We start from the raw sequence: 20,110 nt of genomic DNA, 5'->3' as shown, positions 1-20,110 counted from the left end.
TCATGTTCCCTCCAGTACCTGGTCCGCGGTCCGTCCGCCGCGCCGCCGGGACGGTCGCCCGGTCTGCTTCCGCTCGCCGTCCCCAGGGATGGCCAGGGCCATCGCGCATCCGGCCAGGGCGACCGTGCCGGCCATGGTGAAGGCCAGCAGATAGCCGTGCAGGGTGGGGAGGTCCACTCCCCCGGCCGGGCTGATGTGGTGGACCAGGATGGCGGCCACGGCGGCACTGCACACGGCCTGGCCGATGGTCCGCATCAGAACGTTGACACCGCTCGCGGAACCGGTCTGCCCGGCGGGCACGGCGTTCAGGATCAGTGTGGGCAGGGCCGAGTAGGCGAGGGTGGTGCCGGCCGACACGATGGCTCCGCCCAGGACGATCACCCACAGGTCGCGGCTGTCCAGGATCCGCAGGGCGTACCCGAAGGCGATGACGACCGCTCCGAGGGCCAGCGTGATGCGGGGACCGCGGGCCGTCGAGATGCGGGCGGAGACCGGGGAGAGGCACAGCATGATCACGCCGCTGGGCAGCAGGCACAGTCCCGCGCCGACGATCGACAGGCCCAGGCCGTAGCCGGTGGACGTGGGGGCCTGCACGAGCTGGGCGGTGACCAGGGAGTTGGCGTAGAAGGAGAATCCGACCAGCAGCGCGGTCAGATGCGCGAGCGCGACGCGGGGCCGGGCGGCCAGCCGGAGGTCGACCAGGGGCCGTTCGGCTCGCAGCTGCTGCCACCACCACAGGGCCAGGCCGATCGCGAAGCCCGCGAAGAGCGCGATGATCGGCGCGCTGGTCCAGCCCCACTGCCCGCCCTGGGAGACCGCCAGGAGCAGACAGACCAGCACGGTGGCCAGACCGAACGCACCGGGTGTGTCGAACCGGCCCGGGTGCCGTACCGGCGACTCGCGGACCGCCCACCAGGCGAGCGCCAGTCCCGTCGCCCCCAGCGCACCCGTCACCCAGAACATGGTGTGCCAGTCGGCGTACTGGACGATGAGCGCCGCGAGCGGCAGGCCCAGGGCCGCGCCGATGCCGACCGTGGAACTCATCAGGGCCACGGCGGAGGTGGTGCGCTCGGGCGGCAGTTCGTCGCGGAGGATGCTGATGGACAGGGGCACCACGGCCGCGGCGGCGCCCTGGAGCGCGCGGGCCGCGATGAGCACCCGGATGTCCGAGGTCAGCGCACACAGCACCGAGCCGGACGTCATCAGCGCGAGGGCGAGGAGCAGGACCCGCTTCTTGCCGTACATGTCCCCCGCGCGTCCCAGCACCGGGGTGAGCACCGCGCCCGCGAGGAGAGTCGCCGTGACCGTCCACGACACGGCGCCCGCGGAGGAACCGGTCAGGCGCGGCAGGTCGGGAAGCAGCGGTACGACGGCGGTCTGCATCACCGCCATCAGAATGCCGCCGAACGCGAGGACCGGGACCGTGAGGCGGGCCCGCAGTCCCTCCCGGGACACGGTCTCGACGGCCGCGGCAGGCACCCCCGGCAGCGGATCCGGCATGGGCACTCTCCCGAGGCGGCGGACGACGTGGGGAACGACGAGGTGAATAGTCATTCATCGTAACCGAGGAATCGCATTTAATCGACCTTCCCCACTCTCGGGTGAATGGTTATTCACCTCCCCTTCGCGAAGGTCGCCGGTGGTGAAGGGGGCAGCGGCTTCCGGCGGCCTCGGAAGCCGGGTGTCAGAGCCGGGCACTACGGTTCCCGCATGACTCCTGAGATGCGTCACAGGTTAAGTCCCTTGCGGGACAAGGCAATTGGGCAGGGCGTTCCCGCCGACGACGTCGAGCGGTGGCTGGACCTGGCCCGTCCCTGCGCGACGCTGGCGCCTGAGGGCGACGGGCCGCTCGTGGGCCGGTTCGGCGGTCCCCTGATGCTGCCCGCCGACGCCCCGGACCCGGCCTTCCCCCACATCGCCTCCCTCGACCTCGCGGCCCTGCCCGAGGACGCCACCGGCCTCCCCCTGCCGCCCGACGGCCACCTGCTGCTGTTCGCCTACCCGGACAACGACGGCGAGCCCTGCAACGTCGGGCACGTGGTGTACGTCCCCGCCGGTGAGGCCGTCGAGGAACGGGACACGAGTTCCGGGTTCTGGTGCGAGATCGACGAGTGCCAGGAGATCGTCGACGCCTATCCCCGAGGGCAGCTGCGGGCGACGGCCAACTTCTCACTCCCCTACCACCACGCGGTCGAGGCCCCCGGCCCCCTCCACAGCGCGCCGCTCCCCGGACATCCCCACGCCAGGGAACTGTCCGGGCTGTGGGAACGCACCCGCCTCGACATCGCCACCGGGGGGCCTCTCCAGATCGGCGGATACGCCTCGGAGGAGGCCGTCCATCTCGACCCGGTCGCAGTCGCCGTGCGGGACGCGGTGAACGCGGCGGAAGCAGGCGACTGGGGCGGGGGCGCCGCGGTGTCGCAAGACGTCGAGGCCTGGGTGCTCCTCGCCGACTGGGATCCCCACATCGAGGGACTGGAGGGCTCCACCGTCCACTGGGTGATCCAGCGCGAGGACCTGGCCGCACGACGCTTCGACCGTACGTTCGCCACAGCCTTCTGGAACCCCTGACGGCACACCCGTCTCCGCCGGCGTGGTTCACGCGCACGCTGACGGCCGCTCTCCGGCGGCCATGCCGAGCAGCAGCTTCGCGTCCACCGTCGCGCCGTCGGTGCGGATCATGCCGGCCACGGTCCTGGCCCGGGCGCGAGTCTCCGGGGTCGGGGCCGTCCTGAGTGCGGCCGACAGGGACGCGAAGGTCGGAGTCGGACCGCCGAATGCCGCACCGGCGCCCAGGTCGGCCACCCGGCCGAGACCAGTACGGCTGGTCCACCCCCTGGGGCACCACCCCACCTGAGGGGCGCCGGCCCGGGTGGCCGTCGTCGTGGTGCACGCGCCACCGTGGTGCACGACGGCGGCCACCCGGGCGAACAGCGCCTGCTGGTCGACCTCGCCGACCACGAAGCAGCCGTCCCGGTCGTCGACCAGCGCCAGGTCGGCCCAGCCGCGGGCCACGACCACGCGGCGGCCCCGCGCTCGGACCGCGGCGATGGCCACCTGGGCGACATCCGTCGACCCGGGCATGGGCACGCTGCCGAAGCCCGCGTACACCGGCGGGGCGACGCGGCCACGGCCTCGCGTGCCCGAACGGGCAGCGGGGGCGGGTCTCCGGCCTCGGGTCTCTGCCCCGGAGCACCTCGTGGGGACGCCGGACCGGCGTGTACATAAGGAGAATCGCAGGTCCAGGCCAGGAAGTGGGAACGTGTACGCCCGAGACAGAGCCCGCCCGCAGGATGCCGCAACGCGGCCTGCCCCGGTGAGCACCCCCGCGCCCAACGCCAAGTCCCCGCACGAACTGCTCTCCCTCCAGGCGAAGGCGGGCAACGCCGGAGTCGTGCAGATGCTCAGCGAGGCAGGCCGCCCGGGGGCCACACGGTCGGCCTCAGCCGCTCCGCCCGTGCAGCGGACGGCGGTTCAGCGCAACAAGCTGTCGCACGGGAACATCACGTTCACCAATGTGGCCCTCAAGTTCCCGGAATCGCAGGGGAAGGCCACCCGGATCCTGGAACTGCTGACCGCCAACACCGCGATCGAGTCCTTCCTCAGCGGCCGGACCTGTCAGATCACGCTTGAGAAGCGGACGACGGAGACGCCCGCGGACGTGATCGACAAGGGGGACGCGGGCGTCTTCGTCACCCTGGCGTCCTACTACCTGGAGAACTACGACATCGGCTACATCGTGGGCATGCTGTGCCATGAGTTCGGTATCCATCCGATGGCCAACGCCAAACCCCACATGGCAGAGGAGGAGGAGTCCTTCCGCGGCATGCCCTTCCCGGTGCCGGGCCTCGAAGGGAAGGCCAGTGCCGACGGGTTCGCATCGATGAACTCCGACTCCGCCAAGCAGGCCGACCATGTGCTCGGCGTCATCCCGGGAAGCCCGCGGTACAACGTCTACCGTGACGTCACCCTGGAGATGGCGGACCTGCTGCTGCGGGACGTGCACAACAAGAGGGACGACGCCCGGGAACAGGACGTCACGGACCTCATCGACTGCTTCCTCATGGACGTGGCGTCGATCGCCGCGACGAACGACAACCGCATGCGCGGTATGCCGATCCTGGGCAACAAAGAGGGCGAGACCATCCGTCAGGACATCGCGTCCGTGTACAACGCCTACAAGGCGCGTCTCGCCCAGGACATGCCGCTCGCGCGGCAGCCCATGGTGCCCCTGTTCCCGCCGGAGAAGACCCCGCAGGCCGTCAAGGCCGACTTCAACACGCTCCTCGCCCGCATCGCCAAGGGCAAACTCTGGGCCTGGAGCATCAACAACAGCGACTAGCCGCTCGGTGCGGGCGCCTTCCCCGACGACGGACGTGCGTGGTCGGCGCCCACGATCAGCGGGACTGTTCGGTCATCCGGCCGGCGGCTCGGCGCGTTCCCCTCTCGCGGCCGACCAGGCCCGCCAGGGAGAGGGCGCCCGGGCCGGAGAACACCAGGAGCAGGAAGCCCCAGCAGAAGAGCACCGGGGCCAGACCGCCGTTCTGCAACGGGAAGAGGCCGTCCTGCTGGTGTTCGGTGAAGTACGCGAACGCCATGATGCCCGAGCAGACGAACGCCGCACCGCGGGTCGCGATCCCGAGAAGCACCAGGGCGCCGCACACCAGCTCGATCACCCCGGCGTACCAGAAGGGCCAGTCACCTGCCGGAGTGGCCTTCCGCTCCAGCACCCCGAAGACCGTGGCAGCACCCTCGGTGGTGAACAACAGGCCCAGGACCATACGGAACAGGCCCAGCACGAGGGGCTGGCGCGTCGTCAGCCAGTCGCCGAGGCGCGGAGTGGTCATCGGTACTCCTCGAAAGGTGTCAGCGGGAATCGGGGAATCCCGGTCACAAGGTGCGGATCGCGGGTCCCAGTTGTCCCTACGTGCGCGCGGCACGCCGGGTTCAAAGAAACCCCGAGGTGTCCGTGAACTGCCGGTCTGCCTCCCGCCGGACGTGGCACCCTTCGCGCTGCCCGGTGCGGTGCCGGCGCCGGACTACCCCTACTACCCCGACTACAGGGAGAACCGCTCCCGCGCCAGCAGTGGGCGTACCCGGCCGCGGAAGCCCGCCGTACGGAACGGTGCCTGGAGCAGGCCGGGGCGCAGATGCTGGGCCAGGGCCGCGGTGATCATGCCCTGGTCCAGGGCGAGGACGTGGTCGCTGACGCGGCCGGTGGTGACGTCGACGGAGTCGCGGAAGCCTTGACTTGCTCCTCGCCCTGAAGGGGCGAGGATTCTGGCCTTCTCGATCGTTGCTGTGCCGCTACGCGGCGCGGGGTTCGGTCGGGAATCCGTGGCTTCCTGTTTCTGCGCGCTGTGCCAGAACGAGTTCTGGTCTTACCGGCGCTCCGCAGGCCGATTCCGCCAGTCCGGCGGCCGTCTTCACGTTGATCGCGGCATTGATGTCCCGGTCGTGGACTGCGCCGCAGGCGGCACACGTCCACTCCCGGACATCAAGGGGTTTGGGCCCGTCCTTGACGCCGCAGGTGGAGCAGACCTGACTCGTCGGCTCGAACCGGCCGGTCTTGATCAGAGTCCGTCCGTACCGTTGTGCTTTGTACTCCAGCATGTTCACGAATGAGGCCCAGCCGGCGTCGTGCACGGACTTGGCCAGCCTGGTGCGTGCCAGTCCCGTCACCGACAGGTCCTCCACGGCGATCCCTTGGTTCTCGGAGATCAGCTTGGTGGAGAGCTGGTGGTGGAACTCGTGGCGGGCATCGGTGACCTTGACGTGGGCGCGAGCAACCTTGAGTCGGGCCTTTTCGCGGTTCTTCGAACCTTTCTGCTTGCGGGACAGTTCCCGCTGGGCCTTCTTCAGCTTCTTCTCCGCGCGGCGCAGAAACCGCGGGGAGTCGATCTTCTGGCCGGTGGACAGAACAGCGAAGTGCGTCAGGCCGAGGTCGATGCCGATGCTCTCGTCGGACTCGGGCATCCGGGCCGTATCGGTGGCGGGGTCGGTGTCGATGACGAACGAGGCGAAGAATCTGCCCGCGCTGTCCTTGATGACGGTGACCGAGGTGGGGGTGGCGGGCAACGTGCGGGACCATTTCACCTTCACCGCCCCGATCTTCGGCAGGCTCAGCCGTCCACTGTCGGTGATCTTCCAGCGGGCGTTCGCGGTGAACCGGATCGACTGCCGGGTGTCCTTGCGGGACTTGAACCGCGGCGCACCGGTCCTTGGCCCCTTGCGGGTGCCCTTGAGGGAGGCGAAGAAGTTGCGGTACGCGGTCTCGGCGTCGCGCAGGGACTGCTGGAGAACGACCGCGGAGACCTCGCCCAGCCAGGACCGCTCCGCAGTCTGCTTCGCCTGGGTGATCAGGCGGGTGGACAGCTCGCCGGTCTTCGGGAACGGCTGCTGGGCCTTGCGGGCGTCCTCACGGGCACGCACCGCGTCGTTGAACACGACGCGGGCACACCCGAACGCGCTCGCCAACGCCCTCTGCTGGCCGGAGTCCGGGTACAGGCGGAAGGCGTACCTGAGCTGCATGACCGTCACGCTACGTACTTGGGTGATGAGTGAGATGCAGAAGATCAGAACTGGTCGGCACTGTGCTTTCGTGATGCATGTGCACTTGGTCTTCGTGACCAAGTTGGTCAACTCCCTCAAGGGCGTCTCCTCACGCCGACTGCGCCTGGGGGCACCTCCCGGCCGAAGGCTGGGGGAGAATTCCCCGACCTGGTACGGCACTACTGGCGGGCCAATAAGCTGTGGTCGGGCTCCTGCTTCGCCGGCACCGTCGGCGGCGCCCCGCTCACCGTGGTCAGGCAGTACATCGAGCAGCAGAACCGGCCGCTGTGAGCACAGCCCGGCTCCGCCGGGACCAGCGATCACGACGCTCCGCGCCGCGGGGAGTGAACATGCGTGTCCGGCTCCGCCGGACCAGACGCGGCGACGCTCCGCGTCGCAACCATCAGATTCGCTTCACCACCGGGCTGAAGCCCGATGCACTGCGAATGAATCCCGGTAGCACCGGTGGGTGGTGACCCAGGAGTGTGGGGACACTCGGGTTCGGGGACGAACAGGGGGACCATCAGGGCTTCGAACATGGAGCCGCCCCAGGTGGGCACGAGAGGGCGGCCTCGGTAGGTGTAGTGGCCCTGCCAGACGCGCACGCCGTCGATCGTGACGTACTCGCCCCGTGGTTCCTGTTCCTGGCCCATGCCGGGCAGCAGGGTGCGCATCAGGTGCCAGTAGTACTCGGCGGGCAGTGAACCGTCCGCGATGCCGAGGTAACTGGCCATGCGGGGATCGGTGTTGAGGGCGGCGTAGTGGTGGGCGGTGGGTTCGCCCCTGCCGGGCTTGTCCGGCTAGAAGCCGCCGCTCAGCTGTCCGGGCCCGGCGACGGGGTCCGCCGGGTCGTAGGGGGTGCAGTAGTACGACCAGTCGGCGTCGGCGAGGAGCGCGCCGACGCGGGGGCGCAGCAAGGGGTCTGCGTGCGCGGCGATGCGCAGAACGGTCACCAGCCAGGCGTTGTCGACGGTGGACAGGAACGGACGTACGGGGTCGCCCGTCTCCGGCCAGCTCGTCAGCACTGAACCGTCGTGCGCGTCGTACCAGTTGAACCAGACGCCGTGGGCGCGTTCCAGCCGTTCCATGGCGGCGACCGCGCGGGTGAGCCGGTGGCGCATGGTGTCGGCTGTGATGACACCGAGGCCCGCGGCGGCCACGGTGGACTGGCAGGTATCCCAGTTCGTTCGCCGCCTCGAGTACCCGCTCCCGGGTGGCCTCGCGCACGGAGTCGGGGCTGCGGTACGCCCGGGACACCGTGGCGATGGACACTCCCGAACGCTCCGCCACGTCGTACACCGTGGGGATCGTGTTCACGATGTGGCGCCGTTCATGGGTCGGGCCCCCGTCTCTACTGGTCCACCGTCTCCGATGGTCCGTCGTCTCCACTGATCCATGCGCGTAGATGAAAGCGCATTCACACTAGAGGCGGGCAGGTCGATGGGCCGACCGAGGGCAGGGGGGCCGACCCCGGGCCGACGGTCACGGCCGCCGGCCCGGGGCGGGCCCGTGCCTCACACGTCCAGGGCGGCCTCGATACGCCGGAGGTTGTGCCGCGCCAGGGCGAGGTTGGCGCGCTCCCGGTCCAGCGCGAGGTAGAGGAAGAGCGAGCCGCGCGAGCTGGCCAGGGGCCTGATCAGGTGGTACTGCTTGCCGAGCGTGATCAGGATGTCCTCGATCTCGTCGTCCACGTTGATGGACTTCAGCGTCCGCTGCTTGGCGCGCACGACCTCGGTGTTGCCCGCCGCCGCGACTTCCAGGTCCAGATGGGCGCCGCCGCCCAGCATGCCCAGCGACATGCCGCTCTCGTAGTCGACCAGGACGACCCCGACAGCCCCGTCGATCGTCATCGCTTCCTTGAGCGCTGTCTCAATATTCACGCTGGTGTCCTCGTTTCCTTGCCGACCCACCAAGATGGATGATCGCGCCGTGAAAAACGGTCTCAATGCGAACCGCGCGAGTTCAAGCAACGCCATCTTTGGTCAGTGTTGCGATAGTTGGCAAATAAAGTACTGTGACCAGCAGAGCGACTGGAGGGGGAAAAGTTGTTCTCGCTCGACGCCGCACTCGGTGAGGCCCTCACGACACCCGGCATCAGCGGAGTCTCTCTGCTGGACGCGGTCACGGGCCTCTCCTACGCCGAGGTGGGCGATGTGAGTGCCGGTCAGGACTCCTGCGCAGTAGCCGACATCGCCCGCACCCGGCTCAACCAGGCAGGTTGCGAGGGCGAGTTGGAGAGCGTCATCGTCACGACCTCCACCAGACACCTCGTGACGCTGCAAGTGGACCGGCCGGGCGACCCCCTGCTGCTGTACGCGACCGTGGAACGCGACCGGACCAACATCTCCTGGGCACTGCACGATCTGACCCGGCACGCGGGCGAGTTGCTGCGATGACCGGCGAGAGCCCCGAGGCGAGAGCCGGCTCCCGCAACATCCCCTCGCTGCTGTCCGGCCTGCGGTCCGAGAAGCGATCCTGCACGGTACTGGTGTCCGGAACGCCGGGTGGCGTCATCCATGTGCGGGACGGACTCGTCGTCGCCATGGAGACTCCCGGCGCGCCGAACACCGAAGCCCTGCTGCTCGGTTCCGGTCGGCTCACCGAGGAGGCGTGGACCTCCGTCTGCGCCGCCGACACCACCCACGAGCGCATCGCGGCGGAACTGGTCGCCCGCGGGCTCGTCGGCGGTGGGGAGTTGGAGGTCATCAGTCTGGGCGCACTGTTCGACGCCGCGTTCGCGCTCTCCCTCGCCAGGCCGGAAGGCTGGGAACTGACCGATCCCGTGCCGGTCCTCCACCACAACGGTGGCGTCACACCCGAGCGACTGGTCGGGGAGACCTCCCGGCGCTTCGCACTGCTGGCCGGGGAACCCGGGTCGGCCGCCGAACTCACCCGCACCCGCCTGGAGTCGACGGCCGCCGCCCGGCTGCCCGGGGCCGCCGCCACCCTGTCGGCCCGGCACCAGGACGTCCTGGCCGGCACGGACGGCCGCAGAACCCCGAGGGACCTCGCGTTCGCCCTCGGGCGCGGCCTCTTCGCCGTTCTGGTCGACCTACGGCAGCTGCTCGGGCTCGGACTCGTACAACCCCTCACACCCTCGGCACAGCAGCGACCGAGCACAGCCCAACGTGCCTCGGTGTCCCCTCCCACGGCCCCGATGAACACCACGTCCCCGCTCCCCCGCCGCCTGCCGGGCCGCAACACCCTCGGAGGAACGCGCCCTGCCCGTGAAACGCCCTGACGTGAACACCGCACCCACCGCCTGACTACGTGGCTCGACGCGGACGTTCCCACGCCGCAACCGGTGACGTACCGCCCCTTCTCGCCGCCCACCGCCAGCGCGCAACAGAAAGAAGACGTCATGAGCGACCCCGTGAACGACCTCCTCGTCTCCCTGCGGGACAAGGTCATGGGTGTGACCGAAAGCCTTCTGGCCACCGTCGACGGCCTGGTCGTCACCAGTGACGTCAGCAAGACGCACCCCGAATCCATGGCCGCGGTGGCCGCCGCCACCCTCTCCCTCGGCCACCGGCTCGCCGATCAGGGGTCCACCGGCACACTCCGTGAGATCAGCGCGCAGTGCAGCACGGGGCACGTGATCGTGACGGCCGTCGGGGACCGGGCCCTGCTGGCCGTCGTCACCGACGACGGGCTGGACCAGGCGGCGTTCCGGCGGGAGATCCCCGCCGTGGTGACGGAACTCCGCCACCACCTCGACAAGGACGCCTCGTCCTGACCGGATCCGTGCGGGCCGGCTGGTCCCCTCCCAGGTGCCCGAGGGCGGGGTTCAGCAGGGCTTGCGCCAGACGCCGAGTTCCGGCTCCTTCAGCATCGACGACAGCTTCAGCCGGCGGGACTCGGCGCAGAACTCGCCGCGCGGTTCGGTGTACTCCACGTGGAACACCGCCTTGCCGGCCTCGATGAACGGACTGAGGTCCGCGCACTCGTCGTACTGGGCGCACTCCTCGTTGACCGCGAAGTCGAAGTGGGCCAGCAGTTCGGGGATCTGGGGGAGGTCGTTCTTCAGGCCGACGGAGAGTCCTCGCTCGTGGGCGATGTCCGCGATCATGCGGTTGTAGCGGAGTTGGTGGGCCGCGGTGAGCGGGAAGCCGGTGTCGTTGCCGTAGCCCTCCACCAGGTCGGGTTCCACCGCGTCGAAGCCCTTGTCCCGGCACATGTCGAAGCGGCGTTCCATGATCGGCCGCAGGTCGGAGAGGCGGCGGATGTCCAACCAGCGTTCGCCCGCCCAGCCGTTGGGCTCGCCGAGCAGCGAGCGGGGAAAGGCCTTCTGGTCCGGCCGGAAGTCCTCCCACGCGCCCACGTTGACGTAGCAGATGACCTTCCGGCCGGCGCGGTGCAGCCGGGCCACGTCCGCCGCGGAGTTCTCGAAGCCGTCGATGTCGTAGACGGGCACGTCCGCCGACGGCTCGACCCGTCCGTCCAGTTGCCACTGCCAGGCCAGACCGGGGCGGGGTTTCCACCGGGCCCCGGCGGGGCCCGCCGAAGGGGTGGCCGAGCGCGAAGACGGAGGGCGAGACGGGGTGTTGCCCGGAGAGGCGGGTTTCGCCGGGTCCGGCGCCGGAAGGCCGGAAGCCGTCGTGCGCGGCGCGGCGGGTGTCGTGCCGCGCGCCCCGTCGGGCTGTCCGGTGTGCCCGGAGCAGCCCGTCAGGACCATGGCCGCCAGAGCGGCGATGAGCGCCGGCGGCGTCCGTGCCGTGCGGTTCATCGCTCCGCTCCCGTGAGCGCGGGGGTCAACTCGGCCCAGGGGTTGGGCGGTTCGCCCGTCACCGGTCCGCAGACCGCCGCGCCGCGCTGGTGTGCGGTGCGCACGGCCAGCGGGACCAGCGCCTCGGGCACGCCGTAGACGAGGTGGCACAGTCGCTCGGGTGGATGCCGGGAGGTCCACGTGGGTCGGCTGAACGCGGAGACGTACGTCGACCAGTGGCCCTCGAAGGTGACGGTCAGATCGGCGAGGCGGGCGTACCCCGGTGCCGGATGCACGCCGTGGTTGAGGACGACCGTCCCGGCGCCCAGCCGGCGCACGGTCCGCACCAGCCGTCGGCAGGCCGGAAGGCCTTCCGGTGTCGCCGTCACCCGGTCGAGGAAGCAGCCGTCCGCCGCGTACCACTCCCGGTGCCGACGCAGATCCTCGGCGACCTCCCCCAGGTCGCGCACCCCGTAGTCGGTGTCGACATAGCCCAACAGCAGTGCCCCCGCCGCCCGCAGTGCCTCGGCCGCCGCGGTGAACGCCGGGTCGGGTGCCTCGCCCGGACCGTTGGCGGGGTTGAGGACGACGCCGTAGGTGCGGGTCGCGCCGGTGATCAGGCGGTGCCAGGCCCCCGGATCCTCGGCCGGATGGACGTACAGCGGGATCAGCAGGCTCACGGCGTACCGCCGCCTTCCCACAGGGCGGCCAGCGCCTCGTCGAGGGTGTGGGCCGGGCGCCAGCCCAGCGCCTCCTCGGCGGCGGTGATGTCGGAACACTGCCATGACACCTGCGCCGAGCGGGCCGAGCCGGCCGTGCTCGCCGTGTTCTCCTCGATGCGACCCCGGAAGCCGGCCCGCTCGGCCAGGCCCCGCACCAGCTCGCGGACCGGGACGGCCCCGCCTCCGCCGATGTTGAGGACGGGCGGCAGCGGTCCGGCGGCCGTGGCCGCGAGCACCGCGGCGCGGGCCACATCGCGTACGTCGACGAAGTCGCGGTACGCGGAGAGGTCGCCGAGCCGCAGTACCGCCTCCGGGTCCGGGCCGGCCTCGCGCAGCAGCGTGGCGATCCGGCCGGGCAGGCCGGTCGAGGGTGCCCCGGGCCCCACCGGATTGCCGACCCTCAGCACCACCGCGTCCAGGCCGGAGGCGGTCACCGCGACCGTGCCGGCGAGTTTGGTCGCGCCGTAGGGGCCGACCGGGCTGGTGGCCGCCTGTTCCGGCACCGCGGTGTGCGGGGTGCCGGGGCCGTACTCGGCGGCCGAGCCCAGGTGCACCAGGCGGGCCGTTGGGACCGCCTCGCGCAGCGCCGCGCACAGCACCGCCGGGCCGCGGGCGTTGACCTCGGCCAGGGTGACGGCGTCGCCGCCGGTCGCACCCGCACAGTTGATCACTGTGTCGGGCGCGGCCGACGCGAGGGTCTTCGCCAGCTGCTCCGGACGGACGGAGGCGAGGTTGATGCCGTGGTCCGCGACGGCCGAGCGGCCGCCGCCGAGCACCCGCGCGCCCGGCAGGGCACGCAGCCGCTCGACGACGTGGCTGCCCAGATAGCCGGTGAAGCCCAGGACGAGAATGCGCATGACGTGCTCAGGCTCCCTTGAGCAGAAGCGACTTGCGGGTGGTGAACTCGGCGTTGGCCCGGTCGTAGTCGTCCGGGCGGCCGATGTCCAGCCAGTATCCGTCGAAGTCGTAGGCGTGCGGCTGGTTCCCGGAGTTCAGCAGGTCGAGGACCAACTCGTCGAAGCCCAGCGGCAGTCCGGGTGTGTAGCCCTCCAGTGTCGAGCGGGACAGACCGTAGACGCCCATGGAGACGCGGTAGTCCATGCTCGGCTTCTCGGTGAACGCGACGACCTTGCCGCCGTCGGTGGTCAGCACCCCGAAGTCGATGTGCACCTTGCGGGCGTAGGTGGCGATGGTCAGCGGGGCGCCGGAGGCGCGGTGCCGGTGCAGGACGTCGGCGTAGTCGAGGTCGGTGAGCACGTCTCCGTTCATCACCAGGAACGTCTCAGGCAGTTGGTGGCGCAGGTTGAGCACCGGGCCCATGGTGCCCAGCGGGCTCTCCTCGGTGGCGTAGTCGACGGCCAGGCCCCACTGGGAGCCGTCGCCGACATAGGCGCGGATGATCTCGCCGAGGTGGCCGATCGCGATGGTGCAGCTGGTGAAGCCGGCGCCGGAGAGCTGCCGCAGCACGATCTCCAGGATCGCGTGCTGGTCACCGATGGGGACGAGCGGCTTGGGCAGCGCGGTGGTGTACGGCCGTAGCCGGACGCCTTTGCCTCCGGCCAGGATCACTGCGTGCATGGGGGCTCCTCCTTCGTGAACGTGCGCAGACGTGCCGGACGGGTCAGATGTTGTAGATGCCGGTCTTGTAGCGGGCCAGGTTGGCCGGTTCGCGGAAGAACTCCACGGTGTGGGCGAGGCCCTCCTCCAGGGAGTGGGCGGGCTGCCAGCCGGTGGCGGCGGCGAGCCGGCTCGCGTCCGCGACCAGCCGCATCACCTCGGAGTTCGCGGGCCGGATCCGGGCCTCGTCCTCGCGTACGTCGAGTGCGGTGTCCATGACCTTGCCGATCAGCGCGACCAGGTCGCCGACCGAGATCTCGCCTCCGGTACCGGCGTTGAAGGTGCGGCCCACGACCTGTTCGGCCGGCGCGGTGCCCACCGTGAGGAACGCCTGCGCGGTGTCCTTGACGAAGGTGAAGTCCCGGGTGGGGCGCAGGTCCCCGAGGGTGATGGTGCGCTCCCCGGCCGCGACCTGGCCGATGACGGTGGGGATCACCGCGCGCATCGACTGACGCGGCCCGAAGGTGTTGAACGGCCGCAGCGTCACCACCGGGGTGTCGAAACTCGCGTGGTAGCTGTCGGCCAGCCGGTCCCCGCCCGCCTTCGAGGCGGCGTACGGCGACTGGGTGTTGATCGGGTGGTCCTCGGTGATCGGGACGGTCTGCGCGGTGCCGTACGTCTCGCTGGTGGAGGTGTGCACCAGACGGGGCGTGCCCAACGCGCGGACCGCCTCCAGCACGTTGAGGGTGCCGGTGACGTTGGTGTCCACATAGCTGTGCGGAGCCTGGTAGGAGTACGGGATCGCGATCAGGGCGGCCAGGTGGTAGGCGGTGTCGGCGCCTTCGAGCAGGCCGCGGACCGAGCCGGGGTCACGGACGTCGCCGAGGACGATCTCCACCTGGTCCAGGACGTCGGGGTGCAGGGTCTCCAGCCAGCCGTAGGAGGAGAAGGAGTTGTACTGGGCCATGGCCCTGACCCGGTGTCCGGAGGCGACCAGGGCCTCGGTGAGATGTGAGCCGATGAAGCCCTCGGCTCCGGTGACGGCGGCGAGCGGTGCGGAGGTCAACTGCGGTGTCCTTTCTGTCGGTCGGGCAGGAGGGGGCGCGCTACTGAGGTACGTCAGGCGTGCGGGGCGGGTCGTCCGAGCAGCCACAGCGCGCACGCCGTCAGGGCCAGCACGGCCGCGCCGCAGCACAGCGGCAGGGCGAGGGCGCCCGGGGGAAGGCGGAACACCGTGACCGCGCCGGCGGCGCCCGCGGCCGTGAGACAGATCGCGGCGGACGGCCAGGCCGCTCCGAACGCCTGGAGCAGCAGGGCGGTCCACAGGGCCGCGGCGAGGAGCAGCAGGGCGGATGGTTCGGCGCCGGTGAGCCAGGCCGCGGGCAGCAATGGCAGGAGGTAGACGAGCAGGCAGAGGCCGAGGATGCCGGCCGAGCGCAGCAGGAACGCGGCGGGGGTGGCGGTGGCGCGCAGGGCGGCGACCGACAGTCCGCGGTAGCGGTACAGCAGCCACTCGGCCGGCCCCATGCTCACCGTCAGCACGATCACCGCGTACGGCTCCTCCCGCCCTTCCAGGAGCACCAGCACCCCCGCGGCCAGCCCGAACAGCCCGTACGGCAGGGACCACAGCAGGCGTGGCCGGGTGGCACCGTCGGCGGGCGGGACGGCGAGGGTGGTCCACAGGACGCGGCCGGTGACGGCGAGCGTGGCGAGCAGGGCGAGGAGCGGCAGCCCGGCCCGGAGCACCGGTCCCGGCTCCCACCACGGGAGGACGGCCGCGCCCGCGACCAGCGGGCTGAGGGCGGCCAGCAGCAGGCGTTCGCGGGCCAGCACCAGCAGGACGCCCGCCGCCGCCAGGTATGCCGACTGGGCGGCGGCCACCAGGGTCACGGGACCGCCGTCGGCGGGCAGGGCGGCGATCGCGGTGGCCACCACCGCCCCCGTCGGGGCCCCGGCCAGGAGGGTGCGGCCCGCCTCGCGCCGTCCGGTCGCCAGCCGCAGGTGGGCGCGGTGGCCGAGCGCCTGTCCCCACGCCCAGGAGACGAGGCCCGCCACGATCAGGGCGGGGGCGTGCCCGCCGGCGTTCCACAGCGGTGCGGTGAGCAGGTAGGCGAGCCCCGGCAGCGCGAACAGCACGCCCCGCAGCAGGCAGCGCAGGGTGTCCGGGCGCCAGGGGTCGGCCGCGCGCCGGGGTTCGGGGAAGGTCCGCGGCACTCGTTCGTAGAGGGCGGCGGCGAGGGAGAACAGGTTCGGGTGGCCGTACCGTTCCTTGATCAGGGAGGCGGAGAGTCCCTCCGCCTCCAGCAGGGCGGCCACTTCGTAGGGGTGGACGGCGGGGCCGACGCGGTCGGCGAGTTCGGCGGCGAGTTCGCTGACCGCTTCCTCGTCGGGGCCGTGCCGGGGCAGCCGGATGGTGAGGGTGGCCTCGTCCGGGGTGTCGTCGAGGGCCCAGCTGGGACGACGGCGACGCCGGGGCCGGGGCCGGGGTTCGGCCAGCCGGATGGCGAGCGTGTCCTGTTCGGTGCCGCCGGGTTCGAGTGATATCGGGCCGCTCATAGGGCGAGGCTCCCGGTGACGGCGGGGGCGGTTGTCTCCGCCAGGCTGGACAGGTCCGCCAGGTCCCTGGCACGGGTCGGCAGTTCCAGATAGATGGCGCGGAACGTGTCGATGGTCTGCCGCAGGGTGAACTGTTCGATCACCCGCAGCCGGGCCGCCTCGCCCATGGCGCGGCGCCGCCCGGGATCGCCCAGCAACTCCAGCGCCGCCGCGGCCATCGCCGCCGGATCACGGGGCGGGACCACGAGTCCGGTGTCGCCGACGGCCTCCCGTACGCCGCCCACGTCGGTGGAGACGGTGGCCCGTCCGCACGACATGGCCTCGATGAGGGTGAACGGGAAGCCCTCGCTGATGCTGGAGAGCATGACGACGTTGCCGGCCGCGTAGGCGTCCTTGATGTCGTCGACGCGTCCCTCGAAGGTGACGGCGTCCGCGTGGCCGAGTTCGGCGGCCAGGGCCTCGCAGCGCTCCCGGTATGCCTCGCCGCCCCGGGGTGTCCCGCCGAACAACCGCAGCCGGGTGTGCGGGCGTTGGGCGCGGACCAGGGCGAAGGCCCGGATCAGGGTCTCCAGGTCCTTGATGGGGTCCACGCGGCCCGCCCAGCTGAGGGTGAGCGCGTCCGGTTCGGGTCCGGCCGCCGGGAAGGCGGCCGGGTCGACGCCGTTGTAGACGGTACGGATCGACTCCGGGTCGGCGCCGCCCTCTTCCTCCCACAGCCGGTTGTAGCGGTTGCCCGGGGTGATCAGGGCGGCCCGTCGGTAGGTCTCCTGAGCGAGCAGCCGGAAGAAGCCGAGGACGACGGCCTTCACCGGCCAGCGGTAGGGCGCGGTGCGGTAGCCGAGGTAGCGCTCGCGCAGGTAGACGCCGTGCTCGGTCAACAGCAGCGGGACACCGTGGCGTTCGAGGGCGGCGAGGCCCGGCAGCGCGGCGACGCCGCCGCTGACGGCGTGGGCGACCCCGCTCTCGGGCGGCGGTGTGGCCAGGGGGCGCAGGGCGTGTTCCAGCAGGGCGGTGGCGGTGAGCGCGTCGTGCAGGGTCGGCCGGGCCTCGCGCACGGCGAGGCCGGGCCGGTTCCACAGCGCGGTCAGGACGGTGATCGCCCGGTCCGTGCGCAGGAAGGGGCTCAGGGTGCCATCCGCGGCGGCCCGCGCCATCGCGTAGAGAGCGGGCGCGAACCCGTCCTCGGCGCGCGGATCGAGCAGGGCGGTGAGGAACTGCTCGTAGACGTCGGTGAGTTGGCGGCGGGCCCGGCCACGGGGCACGCGGCCCTCCGGCGGGGCGCCCCACATCGGGACGGACAGCACGCCGGAGACGTGCGCGGGCAGCTCCCAGACGACGGGCTCGCGCCCGGTCCCGGTGACGGCGACGACGTCGAAGTCGACGTCGGGCATGCCCTGGACGAGTTGGTCGCACCAGACACTGACGCCGCCGTGACTGTGCGGGTAGGTGCCTTCGGTGAGCAGGGTGACGCGCGTTGCTCCGGTGCGTCGCGCGCCGTGGGAAACGGGCATCGATGTGCTCCACGGCCGAGGTGTGGGGTGGTCGAGCCGGTCCCGGCCGCCGGGTGGGCGGCCGGGACCGCGGTTCGGTCCTTCGGGCGTCCCGGGACCGTGCTGGGCCGGTCCTGGGGTCGGGTCCTGTCGCGTCCCTCGCGGTGCGCGGTTCAGTTCTCCGCGGTGTAGGGGACCTGCTCGGTCACGCCCGCGGGGACACGGGTGTCCGGCGCGGGATCGGTGGCCGGGGCGGGCTCGGCTTCGGCGAGGGCCGGTGCCGCGGCGGACGCGGGGAGCGTGAGGGTGAGCGGGGTGCCCGCCGACGGGGTCCAGCCGGAGACCGCGCCCGCGTACGCCTCACCGAACGCGGTGCCGGCCAGCGTGGTGCCGGTGGGCAGGGTCGCGGTGACCGCCAGCCCGTCCGGCGCCTCGACGCTCACCGTGTCGCCGACGCGGTAGGCGGTGACCTGACCGGCCTGGAGGGCGCTCTGCCAGTCCGCTCTGCGCTGCAGTTCGGCGCCGATGTCCTGCATCCGCAGGTTCACCACGGGGGTGTTCTCGGCGAACAGCGCCTGATAGCCGTCGAGGACGCCGTCGAGCACCGGGTAGGCGATGCGGTCCTCGGCCAGGTTCGACTGGTGGATGAAGTGCGGCTTGGGGTCGTTGGACAGGACGTGCCCGAGCGCGATCCGGGTCTCCAGCGGCACGATGTGGTCGGCGTAGCCGGTGGTGGTGTCCAGCGGCGCGGCGAGACAGGTGCTGGTGGCGGGGTTGTCCTCGCAGATGCCGCTGCCGCCCTGGGCCCGGCCGGTGTAGATCCAGTTGTACTCGTCGACCTGCTCGGCGGCGCGGCCCGCGTTGTAGAAGACGTTCATCGGGTAGCGGGGCACGGTGGTGGCCGGGCCGACCTGACGCTGGCCGGGCTCGCGGGAGTTGTCGGAGCCGAGCCAGGCGATGTCGTTGTCGTCGAGGGCGAGCGCCAGGTTGGGGTTGTCCTCGGGCTGCTGCGGCAGCACCTTCATGCCGGAGTGCTCGCCGGTGACCAACTCACCGTTCTGCAGCGGGAGTCCGGCGGTCTGGCCCCAGGCCCGGTTGGCGGCGATCTCGTCCGAGATGTCGTTGCGGCTGACCCACCGGGTGCTGCCGTCGGCGTTGGTCGCGCACTTCCAGGGCACCACGCCGGTGTCCTGGACGCAGCCGAGGAAGGGGTGCGAGTAGGTGTGGTTGATCCAGCGGAACTCGTTCCGGTCCGCGATCAGCCGGTCGGCGAGTGCGTCGACGCCGTTGTTGTCCTGGCGCTGGTCGACGGTGCCGGCGGCGTTGTAGGCGAAGTCGAAGGTGAAGTTCTTCTCGTCCTGCCAGGCGGTGGCGTGGCCGACGTCGGCGGCCGTCATCCGGATCGGGTCGGGTGTCGCGTTCGGGTCCGTGCAGTCGACGTCGCCGGGCGTGCAGTTGAGGTCGCTGTTCCAGCGGTCGTCGGCGGCGAACACGTCGTCCACGTGCACGGCGAAGTAGTTGCGGGAGGCCCCCAGGTGCACTCCGCCGGTCATCCACTCGACGATGCCCCGGGCCAGCAGCCGGAACTGCTGCTGGTACTGGTTGTACACGAAGGTGACGACGAGTTCGCGCCGGCCGTCGTGCCGGTACTCGCCCACCAGCGAGCCCCGCGTGGACTGCCCGGGGATCGCCGCCTCGACGTAGGGAGTGAAGTCGGCGCCGGTCACGGGCTTCGAGAGGTAGGCGTAACTTTCGCCCACGGAGGGGTCGTTGTCCTCGAAGGGCACCGCCCCGTCGAGGTAGCCGAAGGGGCCGGACGTGCCGGCGGCGGTCACCTCGGCCTGGGCGCCGTCGAGGCTGCCGGAGTAGCCGCCGTAGATCGGGTACTGCAGACCGGCTTCGGGACGTGCGTAGGTGTAGGCGTCGACCTGCGGAACGTCGTACGTCTGCTCGTAGGCCGCCAGAGCCGTCATCTCGGTGGAGCCGGCCGGGAACGGGTTGTCGTTGGGCAGCACCACGGCCTGGAACCTGGCTCGTGGCCGTCCCTCGACGGTGTCGGCGAGGAAGCCGGCGTCGATGACGGGCCGGCCGGACTCCGTGAGGTCGATCTCGGTGTACGGCGTGCCGGCCGCGGCCAGTTCGGCGGCGATCGCGTCGGTCGACGGGCCGCCGTCGCTCACCACCAGCACCCGTAGGTCGATTCTGGGTGTGGTGTCGGCGTGGGCCGCGCCTGCCGGCAGGCCCAGCGCGGCTATGAGCGCGCCCACCGTGAGCACGGTGGTGCGTATGGTCCGCTTCATGCGGTGAAGTCCCCTCCCCGGGCAGGGGCGAGCACGGCTCCGCAGAGCGGACCCACCCCCTTGCGCGACGCCGACATCCCCCTCAGAAGCCAGTCGCCAACGCATCTGTTCGTGTCACATAGTGGTGCCTGTGTGTAGCTTTCGTGGTCATGTTGCGAAACCTGACGGAAAAGTGCAGGTGTCCAACTGACATTTCCGGGCCCGAATTGAGCGTTTTCCCCACCTGCG

At 71.2% G+C, this 20,110-nt stretch carries 18 protein-coding genes and 4 pseudogenes; 6 read left to right on the top strand and 16 right to left on the bottom strand.

Annotated features, from left to right (window positions below):
* Window positions 1–1,500 (bottom strand): MFS transporter, encoded by a 1,500-nt coding sequence (locus ACZ5VD_RS35320; protein WP_468684612.1) that lies wholly within the window; start codon window positions 1,498–1,500, stop codon window positions 1–3.
* 243 nt (window positions 1,501–1,743) lie between these two features.
* Between ACZ5VD_RS35320 and ACZ5VD_RS35315 the strand changes: the two genes are divergently transcribed.
* Window positions 1,744–2,571, top strand: coding sequence for a DUF1963 domain-containing protein (locus tag ACZ5VD_RS35315; RefSeq protein WP_468684610.1), 828 nt, complete (start codon window positions 1,744–1,746; stop codon window positions 2,569–2,571).
* A 27-nt stretch (window positions 2,572–2,598) separates the two neighbouring features.
* Here the strand turns inward: ACZ5VD_RS35315 and ACZ5VD_RS35310 are convergent, their stop codons facing one another.
* Complete coding sequence (locus tag ACZ5VD_RS35310) at window positions 2,599–3,084, bottom strand: nucleotide disphospho-sugar-binding domain-containing protein (RefSeq protein ID WP_468684608.1); 486 nt, start codon at window positions 3,082–3,084, stop codon at window positions 2,599–2,601.
* Between the two features lie 232 nt (window positions 3,085–3,316).
* Here ACZ5VD_RS35310 and ACZ5VD_RS35305 point away from each other — a divergent pair, with 232 nt between their 5' ends.
* Window positions 3,317–4,342, top strand: a complete 1,026-nt coding sequence (locus ACZ5VD_RS35305; RefSeq protein WP_468684607.1) for a hypothetical protein — start codon at window positions 3,317–3,319, stop codon at window positions 4,340–4,342.
* A 55-nt stretch (window positions 4,343–4,397) separates the two neighbouring features.
* On the opposite strand, the gene ACZ5VD_RS35300 is transcribed toward ACZ5VD_RS35305, so the two are convergent.
* The 3 genes and pseudogenes from ACZ5VD_RS35300 to ACZ5VD_RS35290 all read right to left on the bottom strand — a co-directional run bounded on the left by ACZ5VD_RS35300 (window position 4,398) and on the right by ACZ5VD_RS35290 (window position 6,531).
* Window positions 4,398–4,847: a DoxX family protein gene (locus ACZ5VD_RS35300; protein WP_468684606.1), complete on the bottom strand. Its 450-nt coding sequence runs from the start codon at window positions 4,845–4,847 to the stop codon at window positions 4,398–4,400.
* A 210-nt stretch (window positions 4,848–5,057) separates the two neighbouring features.
* Window positions 5,058–5,339: pseudogene (locus ACZ5VD_RS35295) on the bottom strand (glucoamylase family protein); the annotation flags it as partial.
* Complete coding sequence (locus ACZ5VD_RS35290) at window positions 5,308–6,531, bottom strand: RNA-guided endonuclease InsQ/TnpB family protein (protein ID WP_468684604.1); 1,224 nt, start codon at window positions 6,529–6,531, stop codon at window positions 5,308–5,310. The gene ACZ5VD_RS35290 and the pseudogene ACZ5VD_RS35295, both read right to left, overlap by 32 nt.
* Window positions 6,532–6,556: 25 nt before the next feature.
* Between ACZ5VD_RS35290 and ACZ5VD_RS35285 the strand changes: the two are divergent.
* Window positions 6,557–6,843 (top strand): annotated as a pseudogene (locus tag ACZ5VD_RS35285) (transposase).
* Between the two features lie 165 nt (window positions 6,844–7,008).
* On the opposite strand, the pseudogene ACZ5VD_RS35280 reads toward ACZ5VD_RS35285, so the two are convergent.
* The 3 genes and pseudogenes from ACZ5VD_RS35280 to ACZ5VD_RS35270 form a co-directional block, all read right to left on the bottom strand.
* A pseudogene (locus ACZ5VD_RS35280) lies at window positions 7,009–7,718 on the bottom strand (glucoamylase family protein); the annotation flags it as partial.
* A 1-nt stretch (window position 7,719) separates the two neighbouring features.
* Window positions 7,720–7,869 (bottom strand): annotated as a pseudogene (locus ACZ5VD_RS35275) (LacI family DNA-binding transcriptional regulator); the annotation flags it as partial.
* 197 nt (window positions 7,870–8,066) lie between these two features.
* A complete protein-coding gene (locus ACZ5VD_RS35270; RefSeq protein ID WP_468555026.1) occupies window positions 8,067–8,432 on the bottom strand; it encodes a hypothetical protein in 366 nt (121 codons plus the stop codon).
* Between the two features lie 165 nt (window positions 8,433–8,597).
* Here ACZ5VD_RS35270 and ACZ5VD_RS35265 point away from each other — a divergent pair, with 165 nt between their 5' ends.
* The 3 genes from ACZ5VD_RS35265 (at window position 8,598) to ACZ5VD_RS35255 (ending at window position 10,288) form a co-directional block, all read left to right on the top strand.
* Window positions 8,598–8,948, top strand: coding sequence for a hypothetical protein (locus ACZ5VD_RS35265; RefSeq protein WP_468555027.1), 351 nt, complete (start codon window positions 8,598–8,600; stop codon window positions 8,946–8,948).
* Window positions 8,945–9,793, top strand: a complete 849-nt coding sequence (locus ACZ5VD_RS35260; protein ID WP_468555028.1) for a hypothetical protein — start codon at window positions 8,945–8,947, stop codon at window positions 9,791–9,793. Before ACZ5VD_RS35265 ends, ACZ5VD_RS35260 begins: the two co-directional genes overlap by 4 nt.
* Before the next feature lie 120 nt (window positions 9,794–9,913).
* Window positions 9,914–10,288, top strand: coding sequence for a roadblock/LC7 domain-containing protein (locus tag ACZ5VD_RS35255; protein WP_468555029.1), 375 nt, complete (start codon window positions 9,914–9,916; stop codon window positions 10,286–10,288).
* Window positions 10,289–10,339: 51 nt separating this feature from the next.
* Here ACZ5VD_RS35255 and ACZ5VD_RS35250 read toward each other — a convergent pair whose 3' ends face one another.
* The 8 genes from ACZ5VD_RS35250 to ACZ5VD_RS35215 all read right to left on the bottom strand — a co-directional run bounded on the left by ACZ5VD_RS35250 (window position 10,340) and on the right by ACZ5VD_RS35215 (window position 19,882).
* Window positions 10,340–11,278, bottom strand: a complete 939-nt coding sequence (locus tag ACZ5VD_RS35250) for an endo alpha-1,4 polygalactosaminidase (protein ID WP_468555030.1) — start codon at window positions 11,276–11,278, stop codon at window positions 10,340–10,342.
* Window positions 11,275–11,937, bottom strand: a complete 663-nt coding sequence (locus ACZ5VD_RS35245) for a spherulation-specific family 4 protein (RefSeq protein ID WP_468555031.1) — start codon at window positions 11,935–11,937, stop codon at window positions 11,275–11,277. Before ACZ5VD_RS35245 ends, ACZ5VD_RS35250 begins: the two co-directional genes overlap by 4 nt.
* A complete protein-coding gene (locus ACZ5VD_RS35240) occupies window positions 11,934–12,836 on the bottom strand; it encodes an NAD-dependent epimerase/dehydratase family protein (protein WP_468555032.1) in 903 nt (300 codons plus the stop codon). Before ACZ5VD_RS35240 ends, ACZ5VD_RS35245 begins: the two co-directional genes overlap by 4 nt.
* Before the next feature lie 7 nt (window positions 12,837–12,843).
* The gene (locus tag ACZ5VD_RS35235; protein WP_468555033.1) at window positions 12,844–13,557 is read right to left on the bottom strand and encodes a nucleotidyltransferase family protein; all 714 of its coding nucleotides are present in this window, start codon (window positions 13,555–13,557) and stop codon (window positions 12,844–12,846) included.
* A gap of 43 nt (window positions 13,558–13,600) precedes the next feature.
* On the bottom strand, window positions 13,601–14,602 hold the full coding sequence (locus ACZ5VD_RS35230; protein WP_468555034.1) for a GDP-mannose 4,6-dehydratase: 1,002 nt from the start codon (window positions 14,600–14,602) through the stop codon (window positions 13,601–13,603).
* Between the two features lie 53 nt (window positions 14,603–14,655).
* Window positions 14,656–16,092 carry a hypothetical protein gene (locus ACZ5VD_RS35225; RefSeq protein ID WP_468684602.1) on the bottom strand — a complete coding sequence of 479 codons (1,437 nt, stop codon included), beginning with the start codon at window positions 16,090–16,092 and terminating at the stop codon, window positions 14,656–14,658.
* Complete coding sequence (gene pelF, locus ACZ5VD_RS35220) at window positions 16,089–17,603, bottom strand: GT4 family glycosyltransferase PelF (RefSeq protein ID WP_468555036.1); 1,515 nt, start codon at window positions 17,601–17,603, stop codon at window positions 16,089–16,091. Before pelF ends, ACZ5VD_RS35225 begins: the two co-directional genes overlap by 4 nt.
* A 152-nt stretch (window positions 17,604–17,755) precedes the next feature.
* Window positions 17,756–19,882, bottom strand: a complete 2,127-nt coding sequence (locus ACZ5VD_RS35215) for a hypothetical protein (RefSeq protein WP_468555037.1) — start codon at window positions 19,880–19,882, stop codon at window positions 17,756–17,758.
* Window positions 19,883–20,110 lie beyond the last annotated feature (228 nt).

This window comes from Streptomyces sp. NPDC032822, assembly GCF_055578825.1.
The sequence above is the reverse complement of the archived record's forward strand: the minus strand, read 5'-3'. Positions and strand labels throughout refer to the sequence as shown.